Annotated in this window: 25 protein-coding genes and 1 pseudogene; 16 read left to right on the top strand and 10 right to left on the bottom strand. The window is 74.0% G+C overall.

Annotated elements, in window-relative coordinates:
* Window positions 1-61: 61 nt before the first annotated feature.
* Complete coding sequence (locus tag ACH9EU_RS13690; RefSeq protein WP_396414467.1) at window positions 62-1,666, bottom strand: S8 family serine peptidase; 1,605 nt, start codon at window positions 1,664-1,666, stop codon at window positions 62-64.
* Window positions 1,667-2,023: 357 nt separating this feature from the next.
* On the opposite strand from ACH9EU_RS13690, the gene ACH9EU_RS13685 reads away from it, so the two are divergent.
* Window positions 2,024-2,635 carry a malonic semialdehyde reductase gene (locus ACH9EU_RS13685; protein WP_396414466.1) on the top strand — a complete coding sequence of 204 codons (612 nt, stop codon included), beginning with the start codon at window positions 2,024-2,026 and terminating at the stop codon, window positions 2,633-2,635.
* Window positions 2,636-2,944: 309 nt separating this feature from the next.
* Here the strand turns inward: ACH9EU_RS13685 and ACH9EU_RS13680 are convergent, their stop codons facing one another.
* Both ACH9EU_RS13680 and ACH9EU_RS13675 read right to left on the bottom strand, forming a co-directional pair.
* The gene (locus ACH9EU_RS13680) at window positions 2,945-3,904 is read right to left on the bottom strand and encodes an NAD(P)-dependent oxidoreductase (protein ID WP_396414465.1); all 960 of its coding nucleotides are present in this window, start codon (window positions 3,902-3,904) and stop codon (window positions 2,945-2,947) included.
* Window positions 3,901-5,100 (bottom strand): aminotransferase class I/II-fold pyridoxal phosphate-dependent enzyme, encoded by a 1,200-nt coding sequence (locus tag ACH9EU_RS13675; protein ID WP_396414464.1) that lies wholly within the window; start codon window positions 5,098-5,100, stop codon window positions 3,901-3,903. The genes ACH9EU_RS13680 and ACH9EU_RS13675 overlap by 4 nt, the downstream gene beginning before the upstream one ends.
* 331 nt (window positions 5,101-5,431) lie before the next feature.
* Between ACH9EU_RS13675 and ACH9EU_RS13670 the strand changes: the two genes are divergently transcribed.
* The 3 genes from ACH9EU_RS13670 to ACH9EU_RS13660 all read left to right on the top strand — a co-directional run bounded on the left by ACH9EU_RS13670 (window position 5,432) and on the right by ACH9EU_RS13660 (window position 8,145).
* Window positions 5,432-6,577 carry a type III polyketide synthase gene (locus ACH9EU_RS13670; RefSeq protein ID WP_396414463.1) on the top strand — a complete coding sequence of 382 codons (1,146 nt, stop codon included), beginning with the start codon at window positions 5,432-5,434 and terminating at the stop codon, window positions 6,575-6,577.
* 9 nt (window positions 6,578-6,586) lie between these two features.
* Window positions 6,587-7,018 (top strand): hypothetical protein, encoded by a 432-nt coding sequence (locus tag ACH9EU_RS13665; protein ID WP_396414462.1) that lies wholly within the window; start codon window positions 6,587-6,589, stop codon window positions 7,016-7,018.
* A gap of 215 nt (window positions 7,019-7,233) precedes the next feature.
* The gene (locus ACH9EU_RS13660) at window positions 7,234-8,145 is read left to right on the top strand and encodes a VOC family protein (protein ID WP_396414461.1); all 912 of its coding nucleotides are present in this window, start codon (window positions 7,234-7,236) and stop codon (window positions 8,143-8,145) included.
* A gap of 94 nt (window positions 8,146-8,239) precedes the next feature.
* Here the strand turns inward: ACH9EU_RS13660 and ACH9EU_RS13655 are convergent, their stop codons facing one another.
* From ACH9EU_RS13655 to ACH9EU_RS13645, 3 genes are read right to left on the bottom strand one after another with little or no spacing between them, the layout of a single operon-like run.
* Window positions 8,240-9,487 (bottom strand): aminotransferase class I/II-fold pyridoxal phosphate-dependent enzyme, encoded by a 1,248-nt coding sequence (locus tag ACH9EU_RS13655; RefSeq protein WP_396414460.1) that lies wholly within the window; start codon window positions 9,485-9,487, stop codon window positions 8,240-8,242.
* Window positions 9,484-10,605, bottom strand: a complete 1,122-nt coding sequence (gene speB, locus ACH9EU_RS13650; protein WP_396414459.1) for an agmatinase — start codon at window positions 10,603-10,605, stop codon at window positions 9,484-9,486. The genes ACH9EU_RS13655 and speB overlap by 4 nt, the downstream gene beginning before the upstream one ends.
* A 37-nt stretch (window positions 10,606-10,642) precedes the next feature.
* A complete protein-coding gene (locus ACH9EU_RS13645) occupies window positions 10,643-11,209 on the bottom strand; it encodes a cupin domain-containing protein (protein WP_396414458.1) in 567 nt (188 codons plus the stop codon).
* Window positions 11,210-11,328: 119 nt separating this feature from the next.
* On the opposite strand from ACH9EU_RS13645, the gene ACH9EU_RS13640 reads away from it, so the two are divergent.
* Window positions 11,329-12,912, top strand: a complete 1,584-nt coding sequence (locus tag ACH9EU_RS13640; protein WP_396414457.1) for a thiamine pyrophosphate-dependent enzyme — start codon at window positions 11,329-11,331, stop codon at window positions 12,910-12,912.
* A 299-nt stretch (window positions 12,913-13,211) separates the two neighbouring features.
* Here ACH9EU_RS13640 and ACH9EU_RS13635 read toward each other — a convergent pair whose 3' ends face one another.
* The gene (locus ACH9EU_RS13635; RefSeq protein WP_396414456.1) at window positions 13,212-13,667 is read right to left on the bottom strand and encodes a toxin-antitoxin system YwqK family antitoxin; all 456 of its coding nucleotides are present in this window, start codon (window positions 13,665-13,667) and stop codon (window positions 13,212-13,214) included.
* A 101-nt stretch (window positions 13,668-13,768) separates the two neighbouring features.
* On the opposite strand from ACH9EU_RS13635, the gene ACH9EU_RS13630 reads away from it, so the two are divergent.
* From ACH9EU_RS13630 to ACH9EU_RS13620, 3 genes are read left to right on the top strand one after another with little or no spacing between them, the layout of a single operon-like run.
* Entirely contained in the window at window positions 13,769-15,199 is a 1,431-nt protein-coding gene (locus ACH9EU_RS13630) for a sensor histidine kinase (protein WP_396414455.1), read from the top strand.
* Window positions 15,199-15,903 carry a response regulator transcription factor gene (locus ACH9EU_RS13625; protein WP_396414454.1) on the top strand — a complete coding sequence of 235 codons (705 nt, stop codon included), beginning with the start codon at window positions 15,199-15,201 and terminating at the stop codon, window positions 15,901-15,903. Before ACH9EU_RS13630 ends, ACH9EU_RS13625 begins: the two co-directional genes overlap by 1 nt.
* A complete protein-coding gene (locus tag ACH9EU_RS13620) occupies window positions 15,900-16,784 on the top strand; it encodes a hypothetical protein (protein WP_396414453.1) in 885 nt (294 codons plus the stop codon). The genes ACH9EU_RS13625 and ACH9EU_RS13620 overlap by 4 nt, the downstream gene beginning before the upstream one ends.
* 43 nt (window positions 16,785-16,827) lie before the next feature.
* Here the strand turns inward: ACH9EU_RS13620 and ACH9EU_RS13615 are convergent, their stop codons facing one another.
* Both ACH9EU_RS13615 and ACH9EU_RS13610 read right to left on the bottom strand, forming a co-directional pair.
* Window positions 16,828-17,859, bottom strand: a complete 1,032-nt coding sequence (locus ACH9EU_RS13615; RefSeq protein ID WP_396414452.1) for an NAD-dependent epimerase/dehydratase family protein — start codon at window positions 17,857-17,859, stop codon at window positions 16,828-16,830.
* A 24-nt stretch (window positions 17,860-17,883) separates the two neighbouring features.
* Complete coding sequence (locus ACH9EU_RS13610) at window positions 17,884-18,144, bottom strand: DUF3072 domain-containing protein (RefSeq protein ID WP_396414451.1); 261 nt, start codon at window positions 18,142-18,144, stop codon at window positions 17,884-17,886.
* Window positions 18,145-18,316: 172 nt separating this feature from the next.
* Between ACH9EU_RS13610 and ACH9EU_RS13605 the strand changes: the two genes are divergently transcribed.
* The 3 genes from ACH9EU_RS13605 (at window position 18,317) to ACH9EU_RS13595 (ending at window position 20,160) form a co-directional block, all read left to right on the top strand.
* Window positions 18,317-18,853 (top strand): hypothetical protein, encoded by a 537-nt coding sequence (locus ACH9EU_RS13605; protein WP_396414450.1) that lies wholly within the window; start codon window positions 18,317-18,319, stop codon window positions 18,851-18,853.
* Window positions 18,854-18,857: 4 nt separating this feature from the next.
* Entirely contained in the window at window positions 18,858-19,694 is an 837-nt protein-coding gene (locus ACH9EU_RS13600; RefSeq protein ID WP_396414449.1) for a dihydrofolate reductase family protein, read from the top strand.
* Between the two features lie 277 nt (window positions 19,695-19,971).
* Window positions 19,972-20,160, top strand: a complete 189-nt coding sequence (locus ACH9EU_RS13595; RefSeq protein WP_396414448.1) for a hypothetical protein — start codon at window positions 19,972-19,974, stop codon at window positions 20,158-20,160.
* A 34-nt stretch (window positions 20,161-20,194) separates the two neighbouring features.
* Here ACH9EU_RS13595 and ACH9EU_RS13590 read toward each other — a convergent pair whose 3' ends face one another.
* Window positions 20,195-20,929: an SDR family NAD(P)-dependent oxidoreductase gene (locus ACH9EU_RS13590; protein ID WP_396414490.1), complete on the bottom strand. Its 735-nt coding sequence runs from the start codon at window positions 20,927-20,929 to the stop codon at window positions 20,195-20,197.
* Between the two features lie 395 nt (window positions 20,930-21,324).
* Here ACH9EU_RS13590 and uraD point away from each other — a divergent pair, with 395 nt between their 5' ends.
* The 5 genes and pseudogenes from uraD to ACH9EU_RS13565 form a co-directional block, all read left to right on the top strand.
* Complete coding sequence (gene uraD / locus ACH9EU_RS13585; protein ID WP_396414489.1) at window positions 21,325-21,822, top strand: 2-oxo-4-hydroxy-4-carboxy-5-ureidoimidazoline decarboxylase; 498 nt, start codon at window positions 21,325-21,327, stop codon at window positions 21,820-21,822.
* Window positions 21,819-22,145: a hydroxyisourate hydrolase gene (gene uraH, locus ACH9EU_RS13580; protein WP_396414447.1), complete on the top strand. Its 327-nt coding sequence runs from the start codon at window positions 21,819-21,821 to the stop codon at window positions 22,143-22,145. The genes uraD and uraH overlap by 4 nt, the downstream gene beginning before the upstream one ends.
* 73 nt (window positions 22,146-22,218) lie before the next feature.
* Window positions 22,219-23,265, top strand: coding sequence for a factor-independent urate hydroxylase (gene pucL, locus ACH9EU_RS13575; RefSeq protein ID WP_396414446.1), 1,047 nt, complete (start codon window positions 22,219-22,221; stop codon window positions 23,263-23,265).
* Window positions 23,262-24,809, top strand: a complete 1,548-nt coding sequence (locus tag ACH9EU_RS13570) for a solute carrier family 23 protein (protein ID WP_396414445.1) — start codon at window positions 23,262-23,264, stop codon at window positions 24,807-24,809. Before pucL ends, ACH9EU_RS13570 begins: the two co-directional genes overlap by 4 nt.
* 110 nt (window positions 24,810-24,919) lie before the next feature.
* A pseudogene (locus ACH9EU_RS13565) lies at window positions 24,920-25,798 on the top strand (pyruvate dehydrogenase (acetyl-transferring), homodimeric type); the annotation flags it as partial.

The raw sequence follows: 25,798 nt of genomic DNA, 5'->3' as shown, positions 1-25,798 counted from the left end.
CGCCGGGCGGGCCACGCCCCGGGGCGGGAGGTCACGGGGGCTGACGCCGGAGGGCGGGACGTCAGGGACCGGCCCACCAGGTGGCCGGCAGCACGTCGTACCAGCGGGCCCCCTGACCCGCGTGCCAGAGGATCCACCCGTTGGTGAACTCCTGGAAGCAGGGGCTGCCGCCGAGAGCGCACAGTTCCCGGGACTGCGGCTCGCCGGCACTGCCGGCGATCCTGCGGTACAGCCCGTCGATGCCGCCCCTCGTGCTGAACGGCCGGCCGCCCTGGGCCTGCACCACGGCGGAGACCGGGTCGACGATCCCCGCCCCGCAGCCGGGCGCGCACCCGCCCGGAGCCTGTCGCGCCGTGGAGGTCAGGGCGTCCTGGATCCCGGCCACGCCCAGCGTCGGGGCGGCCTGCCGGAGCAGCGCCACGGCCCCGGAGACCGCCGGGGCCGCCATGGACGTGCCGTTGCGGTGGGTGTACGTGGCCGCACCGGGCACCGTGACTCCCGCGTTCCCCGTGGAGACGACCTGCGCGTGGGGGTCCCCACCCGGGGCCGCCAGCGTGACGGACCCGAAGTTGGAGTACGGCGCCAGGGCGCCGGCGACGTCCGTCGCGGCCACCGAGATGACCCCGGCGCAGTTGGCGGGGGCCGACTGCGCCGCGTCGACGGCCTGGTTGCCCGCCGCCACGACCACGGGGATGCCCCGCGCGAGTGCCTCGTCGACGGCCGCCTGCAGCACGGCGGGGCACTCGCCCGGCACGCCGAGGCTGAGGTTGATGACCGAGGCCGGGTGCGGGTTCAGTGGCACTCCGGGCACCGGTGCGCCACTGGCCCAGACGACACCCGCGGCGACGTCGCTGATGTAGCCCTGGCTGCAGGCGCCCACGGCGCGCACCGGGAGGATCCGGGCGTCCGGGGCCACTCCCGCGATGCCGGTGGCGTTGCCGGCGCCGGCCGCGGCGATGCCCGCCGTGTGCGTCCCGTGCCACGAGGACGCCGGAGGCATCGGGCTGTTGGGGCACAGGGCCGCGTCGGGGTAGTCCCCCATGTCCGTCGCGTCCGCGTCCCATCCGTCCCCGTCGCGGCCGTTCTGGGGCGTGGAGACGAAGTCGTAGCCCGGCAGGACGTTGACGTCCAGGTCGGGGTGGGGGGTGATGCCGGTGTCCACCACGGCGATGGTCTGGCCGGCCCCGGTGGCCAGGTCCCAGGCCAGGGGCAGGCCCGTCCCGGCGGGGTCGTTCCACAGGGTCCACTGCTGGGCGGAGTACAGCGGGTCGTTCGGCTCGAAGCTCGTGGTGGCCAGCAGGTCCGGCTCCGCGTGCTCCACCGCGGGGTCCTGCTCCAGTGCCGCGGTCAGCTGCTGGAGCTCCGCGGCGGCCGGCGCTCCCTCCGTGCGCACGACCGTGGCGTCGTCGGCCGTCGCCGCGGTCTCGACGAGCCGGGAACCGCCCGCCCGCTCCGACGCCCGCGCGTAGACGTCGTGCCGGAGCTCCTGCGACCCGGCCCCGTCCCGGAACGTCACGACGATCCGCTCGCCGGTGCCGGACGCGGCGGTGTCCGGGACGGCGGTCGCCGCGTCCGGCGCGGGGGCCGCCGTGGCGGTGGCCGCCGGGGCGAGGGCGAGGGCGGCCGCCAGGGCGAGCGCGGCGGTGCTGCTGCGGGTGGACGTCAAGGATGCCTCCGGCCGTTGGCGGGAGGCGGCACGGCGCACGCGGTCCCACCCCCCGATGGACTGGAGCGGGGACGTCCCCTGCATGGACGGATGCATGGACCGAGTCCCCCGACTCCGGTGCTCCGACCAGCGTAGGAAGGGCGACCGCGTGTGTCCCAATGCGTACTCCACCGCAGCGCGGCCCGCGGCGCGGCCCGCACCGAGGCCCCGGCCGGCGGTCGCACCGCAGCCCGTGGCGGCGCACGGGGTGTCCGTCGTCGCAGGGTGTGAGGGGGCTCACGTGGAGCGCGGGCATAGACCCCGACCCATTTTTGTTGACGCGTACAACAACAAGTGCTTGAACCCGAAAGGAACCCCATGACCGCCGACGCCCTCCAGGACCAGCTGACCCTCGACGCCGCCTCCGCCGACCTGCTCTTCCGCGAGGCCCGCACCGCCTCCGAGTTCCTCGACGAGCCCGTGAGCGACGAGCAGCTCCGGGCCGTCTTCGACCTTGCCAGGATGGGTCCGACGGCCATGAACATCCAGCCGTTGCGCGTCACGTGGATCCGTTCGCAGGAGGCCCGCGACCGCCTTCTCCCCCACATGGCCGAGGGCAACCGCGCCAAGACAGCCTCCGCCCCCGCGGTCGCCGTGCTCAACTACGACGTCGACTGGCACGAGCATCTGCCGGTCGTCTTCCCGCCGGCCGCCGCCAAGCAGGAGATGTTCGCCGGCAACGAGGAGCTGCGCGCCCAGATGGGCCGGGACAGCGCCCACCTGCAGGCGGGGTACTTCATCCTCGCCGTGCGCGCCGCGGGCCTGGCGGCGGGCCCCATGGGCGGGTTCGACCCCGCCGGCGTGGACGCCGAGTTCAACACCGGGACGAGCCGGCGCGCCATGCTGGTCGTCAACATCGGCGTGCCCGCCGCCCCGCGCCACGACCGCCTGCCGCGACTGGGCTTCGACGCCGCGACGACCACCGCCTGACGCGCCTCGGCAGACGGGGACCGCACTGGCCCTGCTGCCACGGGCGGGGCCCGCAGGGATGCCCGAGTGACGCCCCGAGTGGCGCCCCGTGGAGTGCTACAGGAAGAGCCGCAGGGGACGCGAGGAGGCCGCTGGAGTCGCGTCCGCCGGCCGGGCCTGATGTCCGGCGGAGGACGCCGAGCGGTTCTCGCGCTCGCTCGGCGCCCCGGACGGCCCCGGCCCCCCCTCGACCGAGGGCCGGGGCCGTCCACCACGGTCACCGGCTCGCGGGCCTCGCAACCCCCCGACCCCGAACCGTCGACACCACGACTAACCGATCGGTGCAGGCGGTCGCTCCCCGCCGAGCACGGCGAGCACGTTGTCGGCGGCGAGCACCGCCATCGCGGTGCGCGTCTCCACGGTGGCGGAGCCCAGGTGCGGCACCAGCACCACGTTGTCGAGCTCCAGCAGCTCGGGATGCACCTGGGGCTCGTGCTCGAAGACGTCCAGTCCGGCACCCGCGATCCGGCCCTCGCGAAGTGCGGACGCGAGCGCCGCTTCGTCGACGATCGGTCCGCGCGCGGTGTTGACGAGGTACGCCGAGCTCTTCATCGCCGCCAGCTGCTCGGCGCCGATCAGATGGTGCGTGGCGGGCCCGTAGGGGCAGTGCAGCGACACGACATCGGAGACGCTCAGCAGCTCGTCGAGATCGACCCGCCGGGCGCCCAGCTCCGCGGCGATCCCGGGATCGATCTCACTGCGCGACTGGTAGACGATCTCCATGCCGAAGGCCTTGGCCCGGCGCGCGGTCGCCTGACCGATGCCGCCCATGCCGACGACGCCGAGGGTCTTGCCCTGCAGGCTGCTGCCGAGCAGGAAGAACATGCCCCACTTCCAGGCCTGGCCGGAGCGGATGAGCCGTTCCCCCTCGCCGAGCCGGCGGGTCGCCATGAGAATGAGGCCGAACGCGATGTCGGCGGTGGCGTCCGTGAGCACGCCGGGGGTGTTGGTGGCCACGACGCCCCGTTCGGCGCAGGCCGGCACGTCGATGTTGTCATAGCCGACGGCGACGTTCGCGACGACTTTGAGCTGCGGGCCGGCGGCCTCGAGCAGCTCGGCGTCGATGCGTTCGGTGAGCAGGCTCACGACGGCATCGGCGCCGGCCACTCGCCGCAGGAGCTCCTCGCGGCCGATCGCCTCCGGGCCCGGCCAGGCATCGACCTCGTGCTCGGCGCGGAGCTTCTCGATCGCGGCGTCGGGCACACGTCCCGTGACGACGACCCGGCTCATGCCGACTCGATCCACTGGCGCAGGCGGCCGAGGCCGTCGCGGATGTCGGCGACGTCGATGCCCGAGTAGGCGAGCCGGATGTACTGCTGCTCCTCGCCCGGCTGGCGTCGGCCGAAGTGCTCGCGCGTGCAGAAGGAGACGCCGGTCTCGTGCAGTGCCGCCGTGGCGAAGTCGCCGACCGCCGTGTAGCCCATGCGCTCCATGGCGGAGGTGACGTCGGGGAACAGGTAGAACGTCGACTGCGGCACGGCCACGTGCATGCCAGGGGTCGCGTTCACGAGCTCACATGCGGCGTCCCGGCGCTCGCGCAGGATGTCGAGCATCTGCTGCACGGGTTCCTGGGGACCGCGGAGTGCTTCGATGCCGGCCCACTGGACGTAGTGCGTGGTGCACGACTCGTCGTTGGTGTTGAGCGTGCTGAGCACCGTGGCGATCTCGGGCGGCGCGACGGCGCAGCCGAGGCGTGAGCCGGTCATGGCGAACTTCTTGCTGAACGTGTAGAGGATGACGGTGCGCTCCGCCATGCCGGGGAGCGACGCGATCGAGTTCGAGACCCCCTCGTAGCGCGTCTCGAAGTAGGCCTCGTCGGAGAGCACCCAGAGGTTGTGCTCCTGGGCGAGCTGCGCGACGGCCTCGCGCTCGGCCGCCGTCGACTCGGCCGAGATGGGGTTCTGCAGGTCGTTGTAGATGATGGCGACCGTGTTCTCGGTGATCGACTCGCGCACCTGGTCGAGGTCGATCGCGAAGCCCTCCGGCGTGGGGAGGTAGCGGTACGGCACGGCCGTGCCGCCGAGGTACTCGATCTGCGACTCGTAGATCGGGAAGCCGGGGTTCGGGTAGAGCACCTCCTGGCCGGGGTTCATGACCGCCTGCAGGAACTTCGTGATCACGGGCTTGCCGCCCGTCATCACGACGACGTTGTCGGGGGTGAGCTCGATGCCACGACGCGAGCCGATGTCATCGGCGAGGGCCTCACGCAGCTGCGGGATGCCGGGGCCGGGGCAGTAGCCCGTGTAGCCGTCGGCGATGGCCCGGTTCATCGCCTCGATGATGTGCGGGGCCGTCGGGATGTTGATGTCGCCGAGGTGGAAGGGGTACACGCGGTTCCCCTTCGCCTTCCAGGCGGCCGCGGCTTGGGCGACGCTGAAGGCGGTTTCGGTGCCCAGCCGTTCGAGCCGGTGCGCGAGTTGCGGCATGCTGTTTCACTCCTCATCGAGGTGGCGATCGATCCTCCGGCGGATCCAGACCTAGTACACGACTAATATATCAGAAGGTGGACCGTGATTCACGCCTGGCGTCCCGACCGGCACAGCCGCGCGCGGTCGCGATCCCCGGGGACGGGCCGTGCGCCGGAGCGCAGGTGGGGGTGAAGGGGGCCGACACGGCGCGATGCGCCCAGGGAGCACAGGGCGCCACCCGTTCGGCATCTCGGCTGCGAGGCGGAACCGGCCGGGCCCGGGCCTCGCACGGGACCATCCGCGCGTCGCCCGTGGCACCTGCCCGAGCGAGGCCGGATACTGGGGGACGATGACACCCGCACTCCTCTCCCTCGGCACGGCCCTGCCCCCGCACGTGCTCGAGCAGACCGACGCCCTGACCCTCTACCGCACCCAGCCCGGCACGGACCGCCTCAACGCGCGGCTGCTGAGCACGGTCTTCGGCGCCTCCGGGGTCGAGCGCCGGCACACCGTGCTGGCCGAGCTCGTCGACGACGACGCCCGCACGGACTCCCCGTACGTCACCGCGGAGGGCGCGTTCCGGGAGCCGCTCACCGGGGCTCGCAACCGCACCTACACGGAGCGGGCCCCCGCCCTCTTCGCCGAAGCGGCGCGGGACGCCCTCGACCGGTGCCCGCAGGTCGACCCCGCCTCCGTCACCGACGTGGTGACGGTCTCCTGCACCGGGTTCTTCGCGCCGGGCCCCGACTACCGGCTGGTCCGGGACCTCGGCCTGGACCCGTCCGTCCGCCGCTCGCACATCGGGTTCATGGGCTGCCACGGTGGGCTGATCGGGCTGCGCCAGGCGGCGTCCATCGCCACCGCCGACCCGGAGGCGGTCGTCCTCGTGGTGGCCGTGGAGCTGTGCTCGCTGCACCTGCGCCCGGCCCGGGACCCGGACGCCATCCGGGGCGCGGCCCTGTTCGCCGACGGCGGGGCCGCGGCCCTGGTCAGCTCGCGGGTGCCCGCGGGCGCGACCGCCCTGCTGGAGCTCGACCGGTTCAGCACGCTCGTGATCCCCGACGGCGAGCACGCGATGGCCTGGACCATCGGCGACACGGGCTTCGAGATGATCCTGGGCGCCGCCGTGCCGCACGTCCTGGAGGAGAACATCCACGCGGCCCTGCAGGCCCTCCTGGACGGCCCGGGGCCCCCGGTGGCACGGGAGGCCGTCACGGACTGGGCCCTCCACCCGGGCGGCCGGGGCATTCTCGACAAGCTCGAGCAGACCCTCGGCCTGGGCCCCGACGCCCTGCGGGAGTCGCGCGACGTGCTGGCCCAGCGCGGGAACATGAGCAGCGTGACCGTGCTGCACGTGCTGCGCCAGGTCCTCGACCGCATCCCGGCGGGCGAGGCGCGGACCGTGTGCGCCCTGGCCTTCGGGCCCGGCCTGACCGTGGAGTCGGCGCTGTTCACGGTCCCTGTCCGCGAGGCCGGGACCGCACCGACGGCGTAGGAGGTCCCCGTGGACCACGTCGTCGTCGTCGGCACCGGACTCGCCGACCCGCGCCGCGCCCCGGGACGCCTGTCCGGCACCCTGCGCAGCCCGCTCGTGCGGCCGCGGGACCTCGTGCTGGAGCCGTTCCTGGCCGGGGTGGTCCTGGAGGACGAGGGCCGCACCTCCGGCGCGTTCGTGCGGGATCTCGTGGGCTGGTTCCTGCAGGGCACCGCGGGGCTTCCGGCCGGGGGCATGGGGCCCTGCCCGCCTGGATCCACGACGGGCTGCGCACCCCCGGCCGTGCTGGGGGTCCGCGTCCGGTCGGTAGAGCGCGAGGGGACGGGGTGGACCGTGCGGGCCGCCCGGCTCCCGCGGGGCGCCCGGCTTCCCGGCGAGAAGGCGGTCCGCCGGCAGCTGGGGAGATCCGGCGGGCGCGCGCCTCCGCGTGGGACCTGCTGACGGTCCACGAGGTCCACAACGCGCTGCCCGGGCAGCAGGCGGGGGTCGTGGCCGACCGGCCCGTCGCGCTCGAGGGCGGGGCCCGTCCCGCGCCGCCCTGATCCGGCACCCGAGCCAGATTCTTGCTTGATCAACTATTTCCGTGGTAAATTTCTAGACGTCCCGTCACGAGCCCGCCCGGGCCGTGCCCGTCCTCCCTCACGGAAGCGCCGCAGATGCCGATCTTCGCCCAGCACCCCGATCCCCGCACCCTGGCTCCCCGGCCGGCCGAGGACCTCCTGGCCGCAGGCACCCGGATGGGCGCCGTGGAGCTCCTGGTCTCCGACCTGGACACCATGGTCGCCTTCTACACCACCGGGGTGACCCTGGAGGTGCTCCAGCACTCGGGGAGCACCGCGGTCCTGGGCCGCCACGGCGAGACCGTGGTGCGGCTGCGCCAGGTCGAGGACCTGCCCCCGGCCCGCCCCGGCCAGGCCGGGCTGTTCCACACCGCCGTGCTCTTCGAGGACGAGGCGGCACTGGCCGCCGCGGTGGCCTCCGTGGCCGCCTTCGCGCCGCACTCCTTCACCGGCAGCGCCGACCACCTCTACAGCCAGGCGTTCTACTTCGACGACCCCGAGGGCAACGGTGTGGAGCTCTACGCCGACCGGCCCCGGGACACCTGGCGGCGCGAGTCCCACGGGCTGCTGTCCGTGGCGACCAACCCCCTGGACCCCAACGCCTTCCTGCGCGCCCACCTGCGCCCGGACGACCTCGCCCGCACGGCCACGCCCCCGGCCACCCTCGGCCACGTCCACCTGCAGGTCGGGGACATCGCCGTGGGCCGCCGGTTCTACGTCGACGTCCTGGGCTTCGAGGTGATGAGCGACGTCGGCTCGGCGCTGTTCATCGCCGCGGGTGGCTACCACCACCACATCGCGATCAACACCTGGGCCAGCGCAGGGGCCGGACCCCGTGCGGCGGCCCTGGGCCTGGGCCAGGTCAACATCGACCTCCCCACGGACGACGACGTCGCCGCCCTCGGGTCCCGGCTGAGGCACCACGGGATCGAGACCCGCCACGACGGGGCCGTGCTGCGCTTCGAGGACCCCTGGAGGACCCTGATCCAGGTCGGCGCCACCGCCTGACCTCCGCACCGCACCCGGGCAGGACCGGGCCCAGGACGGGCCCGCGACGCCTCCGGGCCCCGGCGGGGACGGCGAGCGGGACGGATTCGCGGGCTCAGTCGCCGGCTCGCCGGCGGACTCCGTCGCGGAGCATCTCGCCGACCCGGCGCACGCCCTCGGCGATCTCGGCCTCGGAGGCCGCCGAGAAGGCCAGCCGGAGGCTCGTGGACGGCCGCCCGTCGGCGTAGCAGGCACCCCCGGGCACGAGGGCCACGCCGTGCTCGAGGCCCCGGTGCATCAGGTCGCCGTGGTCGGCGTCGGGGTCGAGGTCCAGCCAGGTGAAGAATCCCCCGCACGGCCGCGTCCAGCGCACGCCGGCCGGCATGTACGTCTCGAGGGCCTCCATCATGGCCGCGCAGCGGGCACGGTAGCGCGCCGCGGCCCGGTCCAGGGCCGGCCGCCAGTGCTCGCTGCCCACGTACTCGACCGCGAGCTCCTGGCTGAGCACGGACGGGTGGATGGTCACGGCCTCCGCGGCGATCTGCAGCCGGGCCCGCACCGAGGGCTCCGCGGCGATCCAGCCGAGCCGCAGTGCGGGCGAGAAGATCTTGGAGAAGCTGCCGAGGTGGATCACCGCGCCGGGGTCGAGGGAGTAGAGGGACGGCAGCCGGTGGGCCCGGTCGAAGCCGAGCAGCCCGTAGGCGTCGTCCTCCAGGACCGGGACGCCGCGCTGGGCGCAGACCTCCACGAGCCGGCGCCGCCGCGGCTCGGTGAGGGTCACTCCGGTGGGGTTGTGGAACGTCGGGACGGTGTAGACGAGCTTGACGGTGCGCCCGACCGTTCGGAGCGCGTCGATCCGCGCGGCGACCGCCTCCGGGTCCACCCCGTCCTCGTCGACGTCGACGTGCTGGACCTCCACCTCGTAGCTGCCGAAGACGCCGAGCGCCCCCACGTAGGTGGGGCCCTCCGCGACCACGACGTCGCCCGGGTCGCAGAAGAGCTTGGTCACCAGGTCGAGGCCCGCCTGGGAGCCGGCGGTGACCTGGATGCGGTCCGGGGTGGCCACCGCGCCCCCCAATGCCATGAGCTCGCAGACGAGCCCGGTCAGGCGGGCGATCCCGGCCCCGGAGCCGTACTGCAGGACCTCGGGGCCGCGCTCGGACAGGATCCGGGCGGTCATCCCGGCGAGCACCTCGTGCGGGAGCACCCCGGTGTCCGGGTTGCCGCCGGCCAGGGACACGATCCCCGGGCGCATCGCGTGCTCGAAGACGGCGCGCACGGGCGAGGGCCGGAAGTGCTCGGCGCGGTGCGCGAACGCCGCGACCGGGCCCGCCGGGCGGCTCTCCGCCGCACCCCCGCTCACGGCCGCTCCTCGCCGGCGCCCCCGCGTCCGTCCCGCCCGGCGCCCCCGCGCCCGTCCCGCCCCTCGTCCCCGCGGACGTCCCCGCCCGGATCCCGGGGAACGGGCCTCGAGGCCCCGTACGCGGGGCCCCCCGGAGCCGCCTCCGCACCCAGGGCCAGCAGCGTGATCAGCTCGTAGACGGCGTGCGCCGCGGCGATGCCCGTCAGCTCGGCGTGGTCGTAGGCCGGGGCGACCTCCACCACGTCGCAGCCGACCACGTCGGCCCCGCGCAGCCCGCGCAGGATCTCCAGCAGCTCCCGGCTCGTCATCCCGCCCGCCTCCGGGGTGCCCGTGCCGGGGGCGTGGGCGGGGTCCAGGACGTCGATGTCCAGCGACACGTAGAGCGGCCGGCCCCCGACGCGCTCGCGCAGGTCGCGGACGACGGCGTCCACCCCCCTGCGCATGACGTCGGCGGAGGACACGATGCCGAAGCCGAAGCGGGCGTCGTCGTCGAGGTCCCCGGCACCGTAGAGGGGTCCGCGGATCCCCACGTGGCACAGCGCCTCCGGATCGAGCAGGCCTTCCTCGAACGCGCGGCGGAACGGGGTGCCGTGGGTGTACGCGGCCCCGAAGTAGGTGTCCCAGGTGTCCAGGTGCGCGTCGAAGTGCAGCAGCGCGAGCCGGCCGTGGCGGGCGTGCGCGGCCCGCAGCAGGGGCAGGGCGATCGTGTGGTCGCCGCCGATGGCCACGAGCCGGGTGCGCTCCCCCATCAGCTCCCGGGCCTGCGTCTCGATGGCCGTGATCGCCTCACGGATGTCGAACGGGTTCGCGACGACGTCCCCGGCGTCGGCGACCTGGACCGCGGCGAAGGGGGAGACGTTCTGCGCCGGGTTGTACGGGCGCAGCAGCCGGGACGCCTCCCGGACGTGCTGGGGGCCGAAGCGGGCGCCGGGGCGGTAGGAGACCCCGGAGTCGAAGGGCACCCCCGCCACGGCGACGTCCGTGCGCCCGACCTCGTCGGTGCGCGGCAGGCGTGCGAACGTGGCCGGTCCGACCCAGCGGGGAGTCAGCGAGGCGTCGACCGGCCCGACCACGGGGCGGCCGTCCGGGGCGGTGGAGGTGGTGCGGTCGGGGTTCATGCGGAGCACCTCTCGACGGGGAGCGGGGACACGGGGCTCAGGCCCCGAGGATCCAGAGCAGGACGGCCTCATCCTCCCCGGGGTTCTCCCAGGTGTGGGGCTCGGCGCCGGGGAAGGTCACGGTGTCCCCGGCCGCCAGCTCGAAGGTGCGGCCGGGAACCATCAGCCGGAACCGGCCGCTGACCAGGTGGAGCACCTCCGTCTCGCAGTCCATGCTGTACATGGCCTCCTCGCCGCGGCCTCCGGCGGCGACGCGGGCCCGGAGCACCTGCACCGTGCGCTGGTCGGCCGGGGTCAGCAGCTGCTCCTCGATCCCCTGCCCGCCCAGGTCGATGCGCGGGGCCTCCTCGAGCCGGACGACCTCGACGGCGCCGGGACCGCGGAACAGGTCTCCCACGTCGAGCCGCAGCACCTGGCACATCCGCACCAGCGAGTCGACCGAGGGCGACGTCATGTCCCGCTCGACCCGGCTCACGAACCCCTTGGTCAGTCCCGCGGCGGAGGCCAGCTGGTCGATGGTCATGTGGTTGCGCCGCCGGTGGGCGCGCAGGCGGGAGCCGACGGCGGCGGAACGGCCGGAGCTCTCGACGGGCAGTGCCTTCACGCGACCTCCTCGGCGGACCCCGTGACGCGGGGACTCCACCATGCAACTTTTGTTGCACGCCCGGCAACCCCCTGCGAGACTGGCACCGAGCACGCCCGACCAGCGAGGGAGGCCGGCCCATGACCGCGCGCAGGACCACCGCCCGGGCCGTCCTGGAGACCCTTCGCGGCTACGGGGTGGACACGGTCTTCGGCATCCCGGGCACCCACTCGCTGGAGTTCTACCGGCCTCTGCGGGAACTGGGCATCCGCGCGATCACGACCCGCCACGAACAGGGCGCGGCCTACGCCGCCGACGGCTGGAGCCAGGTCTCGGGGCTGCCGGGGGTGGTGGTCACCACGTCCGGTCCGGGTCTGCTGAACTCGCTGTCCGGGGCGGCGGCGGCCTACGCCGAGTCCCGGCCCATGGTGCTGCTCTCACCCGGCCGGCCGATCGGGCACGACTTCCGCGACATCGGCTCGCTGCACGAGACGAAGAACCCCTCCGCCGCGGTCGGTGCCATCGTGGGGCGCAGCCGCCGCGTCCTCAGCGGCGCCGAGGCCGTGACCATGGTCCACGACGCCTTCCGCGACTTCGCCCACTCCCGGCCGCGTCCCGTGCACATCGAGATCCCGCTCGACGTGCTGGAGGCGGAGACCGCGCTGACGGACCGCCAGGTCGCCCCGCGGCGCCCGGGCGCCCCGCAACCGGCCCCCGCCGACGACGTGCGCCGGGCCGCCGAGGTGCTGCGCGCCGCCCGCCGGCCCGTGATCCTCGCGGGCGGCGGCTCGCTGCCGGCCGGCGAGCGCCTGCTCGAGCTGGCCGAGCTGCTCGAGGCCCCCGTGGTCACCACGGTCAACGGCAAGGGTGCCGTCCCGGAGCGGCACCGGCTCTCGCTGGGCGCGGACCTGCGCCTGACCGCGGCGCGCGAGTTCCTCCGCTCCGCCGACGCCCTCCTGGTGATCGGTTCCAAGGTCGGCGAGGCCGAGCTGTGGGGCGGGGACGTCACCCCCGCCGGGCCGGTCGTGCGCGTGGACATCGAGCGGGACCAGATGCTGTGCAACCTCGACCCCGACGTCGAGGTCCCGGGCCACTCGGCCGCCGTCGTGCCCCAGCTCCTCGACGCCCTCGGACCGCTGGAGCCCCGCCCGCACCGGGACCTGGCGGAGGTCTTCGCCCGGCTCGACGACGAGGCCCGCCGCCGCGCCCCCGACCTCGCCGCGCTCAACGAGTCGATCATGTCCGTGGTCCCCGAGGACACGATCGTGGGCGGGGACTCGTCCCAGGTCACCTACCTGGGCTCGACCACGTTCTTCCGGGCCGCGCGTCCCCACTCCCTGCTGTGCACGGGGACCTACGCGACCCTGGGCTACGGGCTGCCCGCCGCGATCGGGGCCAAGCTCGCCGCCCCGGAGCGCCCGGTGCTGTGCCTGGTCGGGGACGGCGCGCTGATGTTCTCGGTCCAGGAGCTCATGACGGCCGTGGAACTGGGCCTGGACCTGCCCATCGTCTGCGTGGACAACGGCGGCTACGGGGAGATCCGGCAGAACATGGTGGACCGGGGCATCGAGCCCCTCGCCGTGGACCTGCGCCAGCCCGACTGGCCGGCGCTCGCCGAGGCGTTCGGCGCCGTCGGGCTCGAGGCCACCCCGGACACCCTCGCCGAGACGGTGCGCCAGGCCTTCGACGTGGCGGGCCCGAGCCTCGTCCACCTGCGGATCTGATCCCGCGGCCGCACGGCACGACGAATCCGGTGCGAACCGCTGGCAGACCCCGCAGGGTCGGGCGTCCGCCCTGGCGAGCGCCCTGTGCGCCTGACTGCGCTCGAACGCCACGCAACCGGATGGGCACCTCGCCGACGAGGGGGTGTGGAGGGCCCGGGTGCCCTCGGGCCCGAGGCGCGGCCTCCCGCACGCCGGCCCGCCGAGGGACGGCGTCCTGCCGGTGTGCGGCCCGCGCGGCGCCAGGGCGGGACTCCCCGCCGGGACTTCCCGCGCCGGCGGGTCCCTCGGGGTCAGGAGCGTCAGCCGGCCTGCGGCGGGTGTCCCCGGTGGACGCTCGTCCGCCGGACGGTGCCGTCCGGGTGGTAGTAGGTCCACTCCCCCGACTTCCGGCCGCGGTCGAAGTGTCCCTCGTCGATCGGCGTGCCGTCCGCGGTGAAGCGCTGCCAGTAGCCGTGCTTCTCGCCGTCGAGGAGCTCCCCGCGCTGCAGCACGCCCCCGGAGGCCCGGTACCAGGTCCACGGCCCGGTCAGCCGGCCGCGGTCGTAGTGGCCCTCCGAGCGCAGGGCCCCGGCGTCGGAGCGGTGGCGCCACAGCCCGTGGCGCTCGCCGTCGACGTACTCCCCCTGCACGACCCCGCCGTGCGGGTCCTTCTCGGCCCACGTCCCCGTCGGTCGGCCGAGCTCGTCGACGGCGTTCGGTGCGGCGTCGGGTGTGGTGGGGGGTGCGGCGTCGTGCGCCTCGCGCGGTGCGTCCATGTCCCCCAGTCTCGCCGGAGGCGAGCCTGCGGAAAACCCCACCCGCAACGGGTGGAGAACATCGCAGCCGGGCAGGGCCCCGCGGTCGTAGCGTGAAGGGCATGAGCACACCGCACGAGACCCGGCCCCTGCCGTCCACGCCATCACCTCCGCCGTGGAGCACCGCCGGGCGGACTCCCGGCACGGAGCCGGGCAGCGCCGGCGACACCCACCGCGCCTCCCCCGGATCCCTGCCCGCCGGCACCGCCGGGGCGCCCGCCGGATTCCGCGAGTGGGGTCCGTGGTCCCTCCGGACCGTCCTGTCCGGCACCGCCGATCTGGTGGTGGACGCCGCGCTGGGCACGCTGTGGCTGACCGCGCTCGTCACCCTCGTCTCGGCCGGCATCGCCTCGCTCGCGGCCCTGGTCGGTGCGGTCCTGCTGGTCGCCGCGCTCTACGCCGCCCGCGGGATCGAGTGGGTCGAGCGCCGCCGCACGCAGGCGGCCTTCGGGCTGCACCTGCCTGCGCCCCACCGGGCCAGGTCCCCCCGTACCGACGGCTGGCGGATCCCGCACCAGTGGTGGCTGGACGTCTCCGACCCCACCTTCTGGACGGGGTTGCTGCATCTGGTCCTGACCACGGTGCTGGGCTGGGTCGCCGTCAGCGCCCTGTTCGGCACCGGCGCCGCCGTAGCGCTCGCCCTGGCGCCCCTGTACGCCGCCGAGAACAACCCCGTGTGGCCCTCCGACGTGCTCGGGACGTGGCCGGACTGGGCGGTGGTCCTGGCGGGGATCGTCTTCGCCCTGCTCGGCCTCCTCGTGGTGGTGCTGTGCACCGCCGCGCACCGCGGCCTGTCCCGGCTGCTGTTGCGGGTGGACGAGGCCACCGAGCTGCGGCGCCGGGCCGCCGAGGCCGCGGCCGCCCGCGAGACCGCGGTCCGCGGCGCCCGCACCGAGCGCTCCCGGATCGAGCGGGACCTGCACGACGGCGTGCAGCCCCAGCTGGTCTCCGTGGCCATGAACCTCTCGATGGCGCAGCGGCGCATCGACCACGACCCCGCCGGGGCCAAGGACCTCGTCCGCGAGGCGCACGCGACCACCAAGGCCGCGATCGCGGAGCTGCGCCGGCTGGCCCGGGGATTCCACCCCGCCGTCCTGGAGGACCGGGGGCTGGACGCGGCGCTGTCCGCCGTGGCCGCGCAGTCCCCCGTCCCCGTCGCGGTGGACGTGCGGGTGCCGCGACTGGCTCCCGAGACCGAGGCGGCCGTGTACTTCGCGGTCTCCGAGGGTCTGGCGAACGTCGTCAAGCACTCGCGGGCCGACGCGGCCTCCGTCCGGGTGGCCCTGGAGGCCGACCCCGGCGGCGGCTCCCGGGTGGTCGCCCGGATCGCCGACGACGGCCGCGGCGGCGCCGTGGTCGTCCCCGGTGGCGGTCTGTCCGGGATCGCGGACCGGATCCGCTCCGCGGGCGGCCACTTCTTCCTCGACTCGCCCGCGGGCGGGCCGACCGAGCTGACCGTCGAGCTGCCGGTCGCCCCGGGGGCCGGTTCCTGATGCGCATCGTGATCGCCGAGGACGCCGTCCTGCTGCGCGCCGGCCTCGTCCGCCTGCTCACGGAGGCCGGCCACGACGTCGTCGCCGACGTCGACACGGCCGAGGGCCTCCTGCGGGCCGTGGCCGAGCACCGGCCGGACTTCGCGCTCGTGGACGTGCGGCTGCCGCCCACGTTCACCGACGAGGGGATCCGTGCCGCCGTGCTCCTCCGCTCGCAGCACCCGGGGCTGGCGGTGCTCGTGCTCTCCCAGTACGTGGAGGAGCGCTACGCCTCCGAGCTCATCGCGAGCCGCCGCGACGGACTGGGCTACCTGCTCAAGGACCGGGTCGCGGACGTCGACCAGTTCCTGGAGTCGGTCGGGACCGTGGGCGGGGGCGGCACCGTCCTGGACCCGGAGGTCGTCTCCCAGCTGCTCGTGCGCTCCCGGCACCGGAGGGACCTGGAGCTGCTCTCCCCGCGGGAGCACGAGGTGCTCGGGCTCATGGCCCAGGGCCTGTCCAACGCCTCGATCGCCGCGAACCTCTTCCTCACCGAGTCCTCGGTCGAGAAGCACATCCGGTCCGTGTTCACGAAGCTGGGCCTCGCCTCCGAGGACGGCGGCAACCGCCGCGTCCGCGCGGTCCTGCGCTACCTGGGCTGTCCCGATCCCGGGCCCGGCCGTCCCACGTCAGCCCACCACCCGAACCAGGAGTTCCGGCCATGACCACCCACCCCGAGCACCCCGGCCCCGCGGACCGCGGCGCCGTGCCCGACGGCGAGCGCACCGCTTGGCTCGTGCCCACCGCCGTGCTCGGCGGCATCGGCGCCCTCGTGCTGCTGACCGCCGGCGGCGCGACCGCGGCCGCGTCACTGTCGATCGAGCAGCACCGTCTGGAGACCACGGTGACCGAGCCGGTGACCGCGGTGGAGGTCGACGGCCGCTCGGCGGTCGTCGAGGTCGTCACCGCCGACGTCGAGCACGTGCTGGTCGAGGCCGTGCACGCCGGGTTCCGCCTCGAGGACGTCCCCGAGCCCCAGGTGGAGAACGGTCGGCTGACCCTGGCCGCTCCCCCGTCCGGCTCCTGGTTCGGCACCGGCTCCTGGATCGGACCCCGCGGCGGGATGCAGGTGCGGGTCACCGTCCCGGCCGAGGACGAGCCCGTGGACCTGCGGCTCTCCGGTCGGGCCGGGACCCTGAGCGCGGAGGGGGACTTCCGGGACGTCCGGCTCGAGACCGAGGCCGGTGTCGTCGAGGTGCAGGGCAGCGCCCGCAGCCTGTGGGCGTCGTCGGAGGTCGGCGCGGTGTCCCTCGACGGCGTGCGGGTGCGCGAGGACCTCGACGTGCACACGGAGGTCGGCGCCACCGAGGTGCGGCTGACCGGAGACGCCCCCCGGCGGGTGTCCGTCACGACCCGCGCCGGGGCGATCGAGGCCGAGGTCCAGGACGCCGCTTGGTGGACCCCCGTCGTCGCCGGCGCCGACGAGCGCGGGACCGGGAGGCTCACGGCCGCCGCCGTCTGCGCCGGGGCCCCGGAGGACCGCCCGTGCCTGTTCGTGCGCTCGGCGGTGGGTGCGGCCGAGGTCGCCTACGCGGCGCGGCCCTGAGCGCCGGCGCGCGGGAGACCCCCGCCGGGAACCGCGGCGACCGCTAGACGAGTGGCGACCTGGGCCGGTGGTCGGGGTTGCCGAGTCCCTCGCGGCCGTCCAGGTGGTCGAGCAGCTCCCGGACCGCGTCGAGCGAGCTCACCGTCTCGGACCAGCCGGTGAGCTCCCGGATGCGTGTGGTGTCCATGACCGGAACGGCCTCGGCGAGATCGACCCAACCGGGGTCGGTGGGCTGCAGCCGCAGCCGGTACGTGATCGCCACCAGCGCCCGCACCAGCGACACCGGGACGGGCAGGACGCGACCGGCGCCCAGCACGCGCGCCATGCCGTCGGGCCCCAGCACCGGTTCGGCAGCGACGTTGAACGCGCCGCCGGCCCGGTGCTGGATCACCCGCCAGAACGCGTCGGCGACGTCGCGGGTGTGCAGGGCCTGGAACCGGAAGGACTCGGGGAAGGGCAGCACGGGCAGGCGCAGCCGCGCGAGCAGCCGCTTGGGCACGAGGGCGCCGAAGAAGTAGTCCGCGATCTCCGGTGCGGCGTCGGCCTGGAAGAGGAACCCCGGCCGCAGCCGCGTGACCACGGTCTCGGGATGGGCCTCCTCGAACCGGTTCAGCACGGCCTCCGTCTCGGCCTTCTGCACGTTGTAGTGCGAGGTGTCGACACCGCCCACGGGCCAGGACTCGTCCACGGGACGGTCCTTGGGACCGGGGCTGTAGGCGCCGAGCGAGGACGGGTAGACCAGCTGGGGCACGTGCGCCAGCGTCACGGCGTCGAGCACGTGCACCAGGCCGTCGACGTTCGTCTCGTGCATCAGGGCGAAGTCCCGGTTCGGGCGGATGAGCCACACGAGGTGGACCACCGCGTCCGCCCCGTGGAAGATCTCCGCGAGCCGGCCCACGCACTCCTTGACCGAGACGTCCACGGCGTGCCACTGCACGCCGTCGTACGGTTCCCCGGAGCGCTCCGGGCCCTCACGGGAGACGCCCACGATCTCCGTGACCTCCGGCGCGGCGTGCAGCCGGCGGAGCAGGGCCGTGCCCACATTGCCCGTGGCCCCCAGGACGACGATCTTCATGCTGCTCCCCCTCGTGGTCCGGGACTACTGGTCCTGGACGCGGTCGCTGCGGCCCTGCAGGCGGTCGATGTGCTTGGAGGCCTCGGCCTTGGTCAGGTCGGCGGGCAGCTCCTCGCCGGCCTCCCGGGCGAGGGTGTCCAGGTAGCTGCGCTGGGCGCCGGTCATGGGCTCGTCGCCCGTGGCCCACTCGTCCGGATCGCGGTCGAGACCGCTGCCCTGTTCGGGGCCGGCCGCCCCGATGGTCTCGTCACCGGAGCCGGGAGCGTCGTTCGCGTGGTCTGTCATGCCCCCATGATAGTCATGTCACTTATGGTTCTCGCCTCCGGACTTCGGTGCCCGCCGGCCGTGCCGAGGCGCCCCGGAGTCAGTACCCTGGGAATCCCCCGACCACGCGGCCGGGAGCGGCGGGACCACATCGGCACGCAGACCCTGGGGGGTCCGGACGGAGGAGCAACGGATGAGCGAGCAGCCGCACACCGGCACGGACGGCGCCCCGCGCGACCGCGTCCAGGCCGACAAGCTCGAGGCCTACATGCTCGGGCACTACCTGGGCGCCCTGTCCGGCGTACGGCTGTTCGACGAGGCCGCCCGCACCTGGTCCGGGACACCGTACGAGGGCCGGTTCGCGCAGTTCGTCGACGACATCGAGAACGACATCGAGCACCTCGAGGCGATGATCGACCGCCTGGGCTCCCGCCGGCGGGCGGTGGCCAAGGCGATCGGGACCGCCACCGGGATCACCTCCCGGCTCAACCCGTTGAGCCGGATCCGCGAACGGGCCGGGATCGCCGCCCACGGGGAGCTCGAGATGCTCCAGTCCCTCGTGGTCGCCAAGCGCAGCATGTGGCTCACCCTCCTCCAGCTGGTCCCCGCCGAACCGCGCCTGGACGCCGAGGAGCTGCGCCGGCTCGAGGCCGACGCCGCCGACCAGTACCACCGTCTGCGCGCCGTCGCCGAGGAGACCGCCCGGGACCGGTTCCTCGACCGGGACTGAGCCCGTGACCGAGCCCTCCTCCCCACGACCGGGACCCCTCGCCGGACGCGCTCCCGGCCCCCTCGACGACGGCGCCGCGGACCCCGCTCCCGGCACCGCCGCGGACGCCGCCGTCTGGGACCGGCTGCTGGCCGGCCGCGTCCCCCCGCCCGCGGGGGACGGGGCGGAGCTGGCCGAACGCTACGGCCCCCTGGTGGCGCACCGTGGCCCCCTGGTGATCGCGCAGCTCGGCCAGAGCCTCGACGGCTTCATCGCCTCCCGGACCGGTCACGCGGAGTTCGTGACCGGCCCTGCCGACAGGGAGCACCTGCACCGGCTGCGGGCGCTCGTGGACGCCGTCCTCGTGGGCGTCGGCACCGTGGCCGCCGACGACTGCCGGCTGACCGTCCGGGCCGTGCCCGGCCCCCACCCGACCCGGGTGGTCCTGGACCCCTCGGCACGCGCCCCCGCCGGCTCGTTCGTGCTCACGGACGACACGGCGCCCACCCTGTGGGTCGTGGGCGAGGACGCCGTCGTGCCGGGGGCGACGGCGCCGCACGTCATCGTGGTCCGGGTCCCGGCGCCCGCCGGGACGGTGGCGCCGGCGGACGTGCTCGCGGCGCTCGCGGCGCACGGCCTGGAGCGCGTGCTCGTGGAGGGCGGAGGGCGCACCGTGTCCCGCTTCCTGGAGGCGGGCACGCTGCACCGGCTCTACCTCACCACCGCTCCCATGCTCATCGGCGACGGCGTGCCGGGCATCCGCTTCCGCGGTGCCGACCACCTCTCGCAGGCGCTGAGGGCACCCGCCCGCCGCTTCGAGCTCGGCGACGACCTCTGCACGGAGCTGACGTTCCGGAGCTGACGCACCGCAGCCGACGTCCCGGAGCTGGGCCTCCCGGGCCGGCCCGGCCTGCAGCGCCGGGGGCGCTCCCCGCGCCCCTCCGGCACTCGGTCGGGACTCCTCCGGCGCATCCTCCCCCGTCGCCCCGGCCCCGTGCCCGGAAGCGACCGTGGCCGTGTGCTGGGCGCCCCTGGAACGGATTCCTGATGTGCACTGGCCCCTTGACGCTTTCCCCGATCGTCGCTATATTTCGTCATACGGAATTTTGATTCCGTATTACGAATCCGAAGGAGTTCCCATGAACGCCAGCCCGGCCTCCGCCGCCCACGCGTCCTTCTTCAGCTACGCCGGCACCGACTGCGACCCCGATCTGAGCCTGCCCCCGCACACGGCGCCCCGGAGCGCGCCGCTGTGGATGCTCGCCCTGTCCTCGGCCTGCCTGGGCGCCGCCGTGGGGCGCTTGTCGACCCGGCGCCTGACGGCCTGACGGCCCCCGGGGCGCGGCCACGCCCCGGCCCCGGCTACCCGCGGCCCACGAAGGGCATGCCCGAGGCCGTGAGGACCAGGGAGTTCACGGTGGCCGAGGCCGGCAGCTGCGCCATCATCAGGACCGCCCGCCCGACCTCCTCGACCGGGAAGCTCGGCTCCGGGCGCAGCGTCCCGTCGGCCTGCAGCGCCCCGGCACCGGTGTCCAGGCCCGCCAGCAGCTCGGTGGCCGCGTTGCCGATGTCGATCTGCCCGCACGTGATGCCGTGCGCGCGGCCGTCCAGGTCGATGGACCTGGTGAGTCCCGTGACCGCGTGCTTGCTCGCGGTGTAGGCGGGCGAGAGCGGCCGGGGCGAGTGCGCGGAGACGGACCCGTTGTTGATGATGCGGCCCCCGCGGGGGGTCTGCTCCTTCATGATCCGGACGGCCTCGGCCGCGCACAGGAACGTGCCGGTGAGGTTCACCTGCAGGGTGCGCCGCCACTCCTCCGGATCGATCTCGTCCACCGCGCCGCGGGGCCCGAATGTCCCCGCGTTGTTGAAGAGGACGTCGACCCGCCCGACCTCCCGCCGGATCCAGCGGAACGCCCCGGCGACGGCGTCAGCGTCGGCCACGTCCGTGACCACCACACGGGCACCCGGAGCCCCGGCGGCGGTCTCCTCGAGGGCGCCGCGGCGCCGGCCCGCCAGCACGACCGTCCACCCCGCCCCGAGGAACGCCCGCGCCACCGCGCGGCCGATCCCGGACCCGGCCCCCGTGACCACGGCCACCCTGTCCGACGCCGCCCCGGCCGTCGCCGGCTCCCCCGCCGTCCGGTCCTGCGCCGTCCGGTCTTGCGCCGCCGCACCGCTGCTGGTCTGCTCCACCGCCGCCTCCTCGTTCGCCTCCGTCCGGCCGCCTCCGCGGCCGCGACCCCCGCTCGTCCGCGCGGGCGCCCCTGATGCCACTCTGGCTTCACCAGGTCCTGCGGGGCGCCGGGACGCGCCGCACAGCCTCCGGAGCCCTGCCCTTCCCGACGGGCTCCTCGTGGCCGGCTCGTCACCGCCCCGCGAGACCGGGAAAAACTTGTGCGGGCCCATTGACTTCCATTCCGTGATCCCCTTCACTGTACATAGTGGAAGACTTATTCCACATTATGAAACCTAGGAAGGCGTGGGCGCACCAGATGCATCTCATGGAGTTCAACTCCCTCGGCCGGGCCGAGGCGATCGAGACGATCCGCCCCTCGCTCGACGTTCCACGCTGGCTCGAGAGCCTGGCCGACGCGCGACCCTACGGGCACCGTGAGGCCCTGCTGGACGCGGCCCGCTCCGCGGCGCACCCGTTCACCGCCGAGGAGATCGAGCGCGCGCTGTCCCACCACCCGCGCATCGGCGAGCGGGCCCGGGGGGAGAGCCCCGAGGCCGGCCTCTCCCGGAGCGAGCAGGCCGCCGTCGACCCCGCGGACGAGGACGTCCAGCGGCGCCTGCGGGAGGGCAACCGCGCCTACGAGGACAGGTTCGGCCAGGTGTTCCTGGTCCGCGCCGCCGGACGAGGTCCCGAGGAGATCCTGGAGCAGCTCTCCCAGCGCCTGGGCAACGACCCCGAGACCGAGCGCGCCGTCGTCGCGGAGCAGCTGCGCCAGATCGCCCTCCTGAGACTCGAAGGACTCGTCACGCCATGAGCCACGTCACCGCCCACGTCCTCGACGCCGTCGTCGGCGCCCCCGCACGGGGCCTCACCGTGGTCCTCGAGACCGCCGACGGCACCCCCCTGGCGACCGCCGCGACGAACGACGACGGACGCGTGCCCGAACTGGGCCCACAGACCCTGGAATCCGGCGACTACCGGATCACCTTCCGCACGGGAGAGTACTTCGCCGGCAGGAACCAGCCGACGTTCTACCCGTTCGTGACGGTGAACTTCACGGTGCGGGCCGAGGAGGCGCACTACCACGTGCCTCTTCTGCTGAGCCCGTTCGCCTTTTCCACCTACCGGGGCAGTTGACCCAGGAGTCGACGGGTCCGCCCGTCTTCGACCGCCCCACCGGAGAAACCACTTTCGACAAGGAGCTTTCGTCATGACCGACGTCAGAACCGAGAAGTCCACGGACACGGTCGTCCTGGGGGCCAACCAGTACGGCAAGGCCGAGAACCACGTCGTGCGCATCACCCGCGACACCGCGCGTCACGAGATCCGCGACCTCGTGGTCACCTCGCAGCTGCGCGGGGACCTGGAGGCCGTCCACACCCGGGGCGACAACAGCCACTGCGTCCCCACGGACACCCAGAAGAACACGGTCTTCGCGTTCGCCCAGCAGTACGGCATCGAGTCGCCCGAGGCGCTGCTGCTCAAGCTCTCCGACCACTTCACCGGGGAGTTCGAGTGGATCACCGGCGGGCGCTGGGCGGCACAGGAGCACGCCTGGCGGCGCATCGACGACCACGACCACTGCTTCGTGCAGAACAAGGACGAGGTGCGCACCGCGGTGCTCGTCACCGACGGCGACGAGCGGACGGTCATCTCCGGCTTCCAGGACCTCACGGTCCTGAAGTCCACGCAGTCCGGGTTCACGGGCTACCCGAAGGACCGGTACACGACGCTGCCCGAGACCGAGGACCGGATCATGTCCACGGACGTGGCCACCCGCTGGCGGTACAACACGACCGAGCTCGACTTCGACGCCGTCTACGAGGACGTCAAGAGGATCATCCTCACGAAGTTCACCGACCACTACTCCCGCGCCCTGCAGCAGACGCTCTACCTCATGGGCCGGGCCGTCATCGAGGCCCACCCCGAGATCGACGAGATCAAGTTCTCCTGCCCGAACAAGCACCACTTCGTCTACGACCTCGGCTTCTGCGACCTGCCCAACCCCCACGAGACCCACTGGGCGGCCGACCGCCCCTACGGGCTCATCGAGGCCACGGTCCAGCGCAGGGGCGCCCCGGCACACGCTTCTCGCCGGCCACCGAGCCGTCCCCGTCCCTCCGGGCCGTTCCGCGCCGGTCGGCCCCGTCCGGCCGCGCGCCCCACGCCCGCGCGCTCCGTGCGCCCCCGGCGCCGCTTCCGCGTCGCGCCGCACCCCTCTCCAGCGTCATCAGGTTCCAGAGGAGGACCATCATGACCAGGTCTCGCACCGCCACCCCGAGCAGAGCCCCCCGCCCCGAGGACGAACGACTCGGCGTCGGCGCCAGCTTCGGCTACGGCCTGCAGCACGTGCTCACCATGTACGGCGGCATCATCGCTCCACCCCTCATCATCGGCGGCGTCGCCGGCGTCACCCCGCAGGAACAGGGGCTGCTGATCGCGGCGTGCCTGTTCGTGGGAGGCTTCGCCACCGTCCTGCAGTCCTTCGGCATCCCGTTCTTCGGCTCCCAGCTGCCGCTCGTGCAGGGCACCTCCTTCGCGTCCGTGGCCACCATGACCGCCATCGCCCAGGGCGAGGGCGGAATCCAGGCCGTCTTCGGCGCCGTGATCGCGTCCGCAGCCCTCGGTTTCCTGATCACACCGTTCTTCGCCCGCGTGGTGCGCTTCTTCCCGCCCGTCGTCACCGGCGTGGTGATCACCGCGATCGGTCTCACCCTCTTCCCCGTGGCCGCCCGGTGGGCCATGGGCGGCGACGCCCAGGCGCCCGAGTTCGGCTCGGTGGGCAATCTCGGCCTCGCGGGGGCGACGCTGCTGATCATCCTGCTGCTGTCCAAGCTCGGCAGCGCCGCGATCTCCCGGCTGTCCATCCTCCTGGGCCTGGTGCTGGGCACGGTCCTCGCGGTGCTGCTCGGCAGGGCCGACTTCAGCACGGTCCTCGACGGACCGGTCTTCGCCTTCCCCGAGCCGCTGGCCTTCGGCCCGCCGGTCTTCGAGGTCGCGGCGATCGTCTCGATGTTCATCGTGGTGCTGGTGATCCTCACCGAGACCACGGCGGACATCATCGCGGTCGGCGAGATCGTGGACACGAAGGTCGACAAGAAGCGCATCGGCGACGGCCTGCGTGCGGACATGGCGGCCTCCGCCATCGCCCCGCTGTTCAACGGCTTCACCCAGAGCGCGTTCGCCCAGAACGTCGGCCTCGTGGCGATCACCGGGGTCAAGAGCCGGTTCGTGGTCACGGCCGGCGGTGTGATCCTCGTGGTCCTCGGCCTGCTGCCCGTGCTCGGCCGGGTGGTCGCGGCGGTGCCGCCGCCCGTGCTGGGCGGCGCCGGCATCGTGCTCTTCGGCACCGTGGCGGCCTCCGGCATCAGGACGCTGGCCAAGGTGGACCACAAGAACGGCGCGAACCTCATCATCGTGGCGGTGTCGATCGGCTTCGGCATGCTGCCGATCGCCGTTCCGGAGATCTACGGGAACTTCCCGGGCTGGTTCGAGACCGTCTTCCACTCCGGGATCAGCTCCGCCGCCGTCATGGCCGTCCTGCTGAACCTGCTCTTCAACGAGTTCCGCGCCGGCAACCCGCCGCGGGGCACGGGCTCGGTCTTCGCCAACGCCCCGGTCCGGGCGGTGCGCTACGAGAGCCTCGAGCACCTGCAGGACCACCTGAAGGAGGGCGACACCGTCAGGGGCGGCAAGCTCGTGGACTGCGACGGCAAAGAGGTCCCGGTGATCACCGCCGCCGGCGAGATCATCGACACCCGGGTCTGCCGGTCACCGGACGGTCCGGCCCACGCCCACTGACGCCCCCGCCACACCCCGATCCGACGGGCGCGCCGTCGGGCGCACCACGGCACCCGGCGCGCCCGTCCCCCTCCCGCGGGAGATCCCCGCACCGACGAAACGAGGCATCCATGACTTCCGCAGCACCGTCCGAGCGGCTCGGCCCGGCCCGCAGCCGGCTCACGATCGAGCTGACCGATGTCGACCCTGCCGAGACCCGGCAGTGGATCGAGTCCTTCCAGGGCCTGGTCGAGGCGCCCAGGGCGGCCGGGCCCCGGGCCGGCGGCCCCGGGCCCGCGTCCCCCACCACGGACTACGTGAACACGATCCCGGTGGACCAGGAGCCGGAGTTCCCCGGCGACGAGGAGATCGAACGCACCTACCGGCGGTGGCTGCGGTGGAACGCCGCCGTGATGGTCCACCGCGCCCAGCGTCCCGGCATCGGGGTGGGCGGGCACATCTCCACCTACGCCGGTGCGGCCACCCTCTACGAGGTGGGCTTCAACCACTTCTTCCGCGGCCCCGACCACCCCGGCGGCGGGGACCAGGTCTTCTTCCAGGGCCACGCCTCTCCCGGCATGTACGCCCGGGCCTTCCTGGAGGGCCGGCTGACCGAGGAGCAGCTCGACGGGTTCCGCCAGGAGAAGTCCAAGGGCAGCAACGGCATCCCGTCCTACCCGCACCCCCGGTCGATGCCCGACTTCTGGCAGTTCCCCACGGTGTCCATGGGCATCGGGCCGATGAACGCGATCTACCAGGCCCAGTTCAACCGCTACCTCCACCACCGCGGCATCAAGGACACCTCCGACCAGCAGGTCTGGGCGTTCCTGGGCGACGGGGAGATGGACGAGCCCGAGTCGCGCGGGCTGCTGCAGCTGGCCGCCAACGAGAAGCTGGACAACCTGAATTTCGTCATCAACTGCAACCTCCAGCGCCTGGACGGGCCGGTGCGCGGCAACGGCAAGATCGTCCAGGAGCTGGAGGCCTTCTTCCGCGGCGCCGGCTGGAAC

This window comes from Kocuria rhizosphaerae, from assembly GCF_044462265.1.
In the GTDB taxonomy this organism is placed as follows: Bacteria; Actinomycetota; Actinomycetes; order Actinomycetales; family Micrococcaceae; genus Kocuria; species Kocuria rhizosphaerae.
Note: the sequence above shows the minus strand (reverse complement) of the source record. Positions and strands in the feature narration are given on the sequence as shown.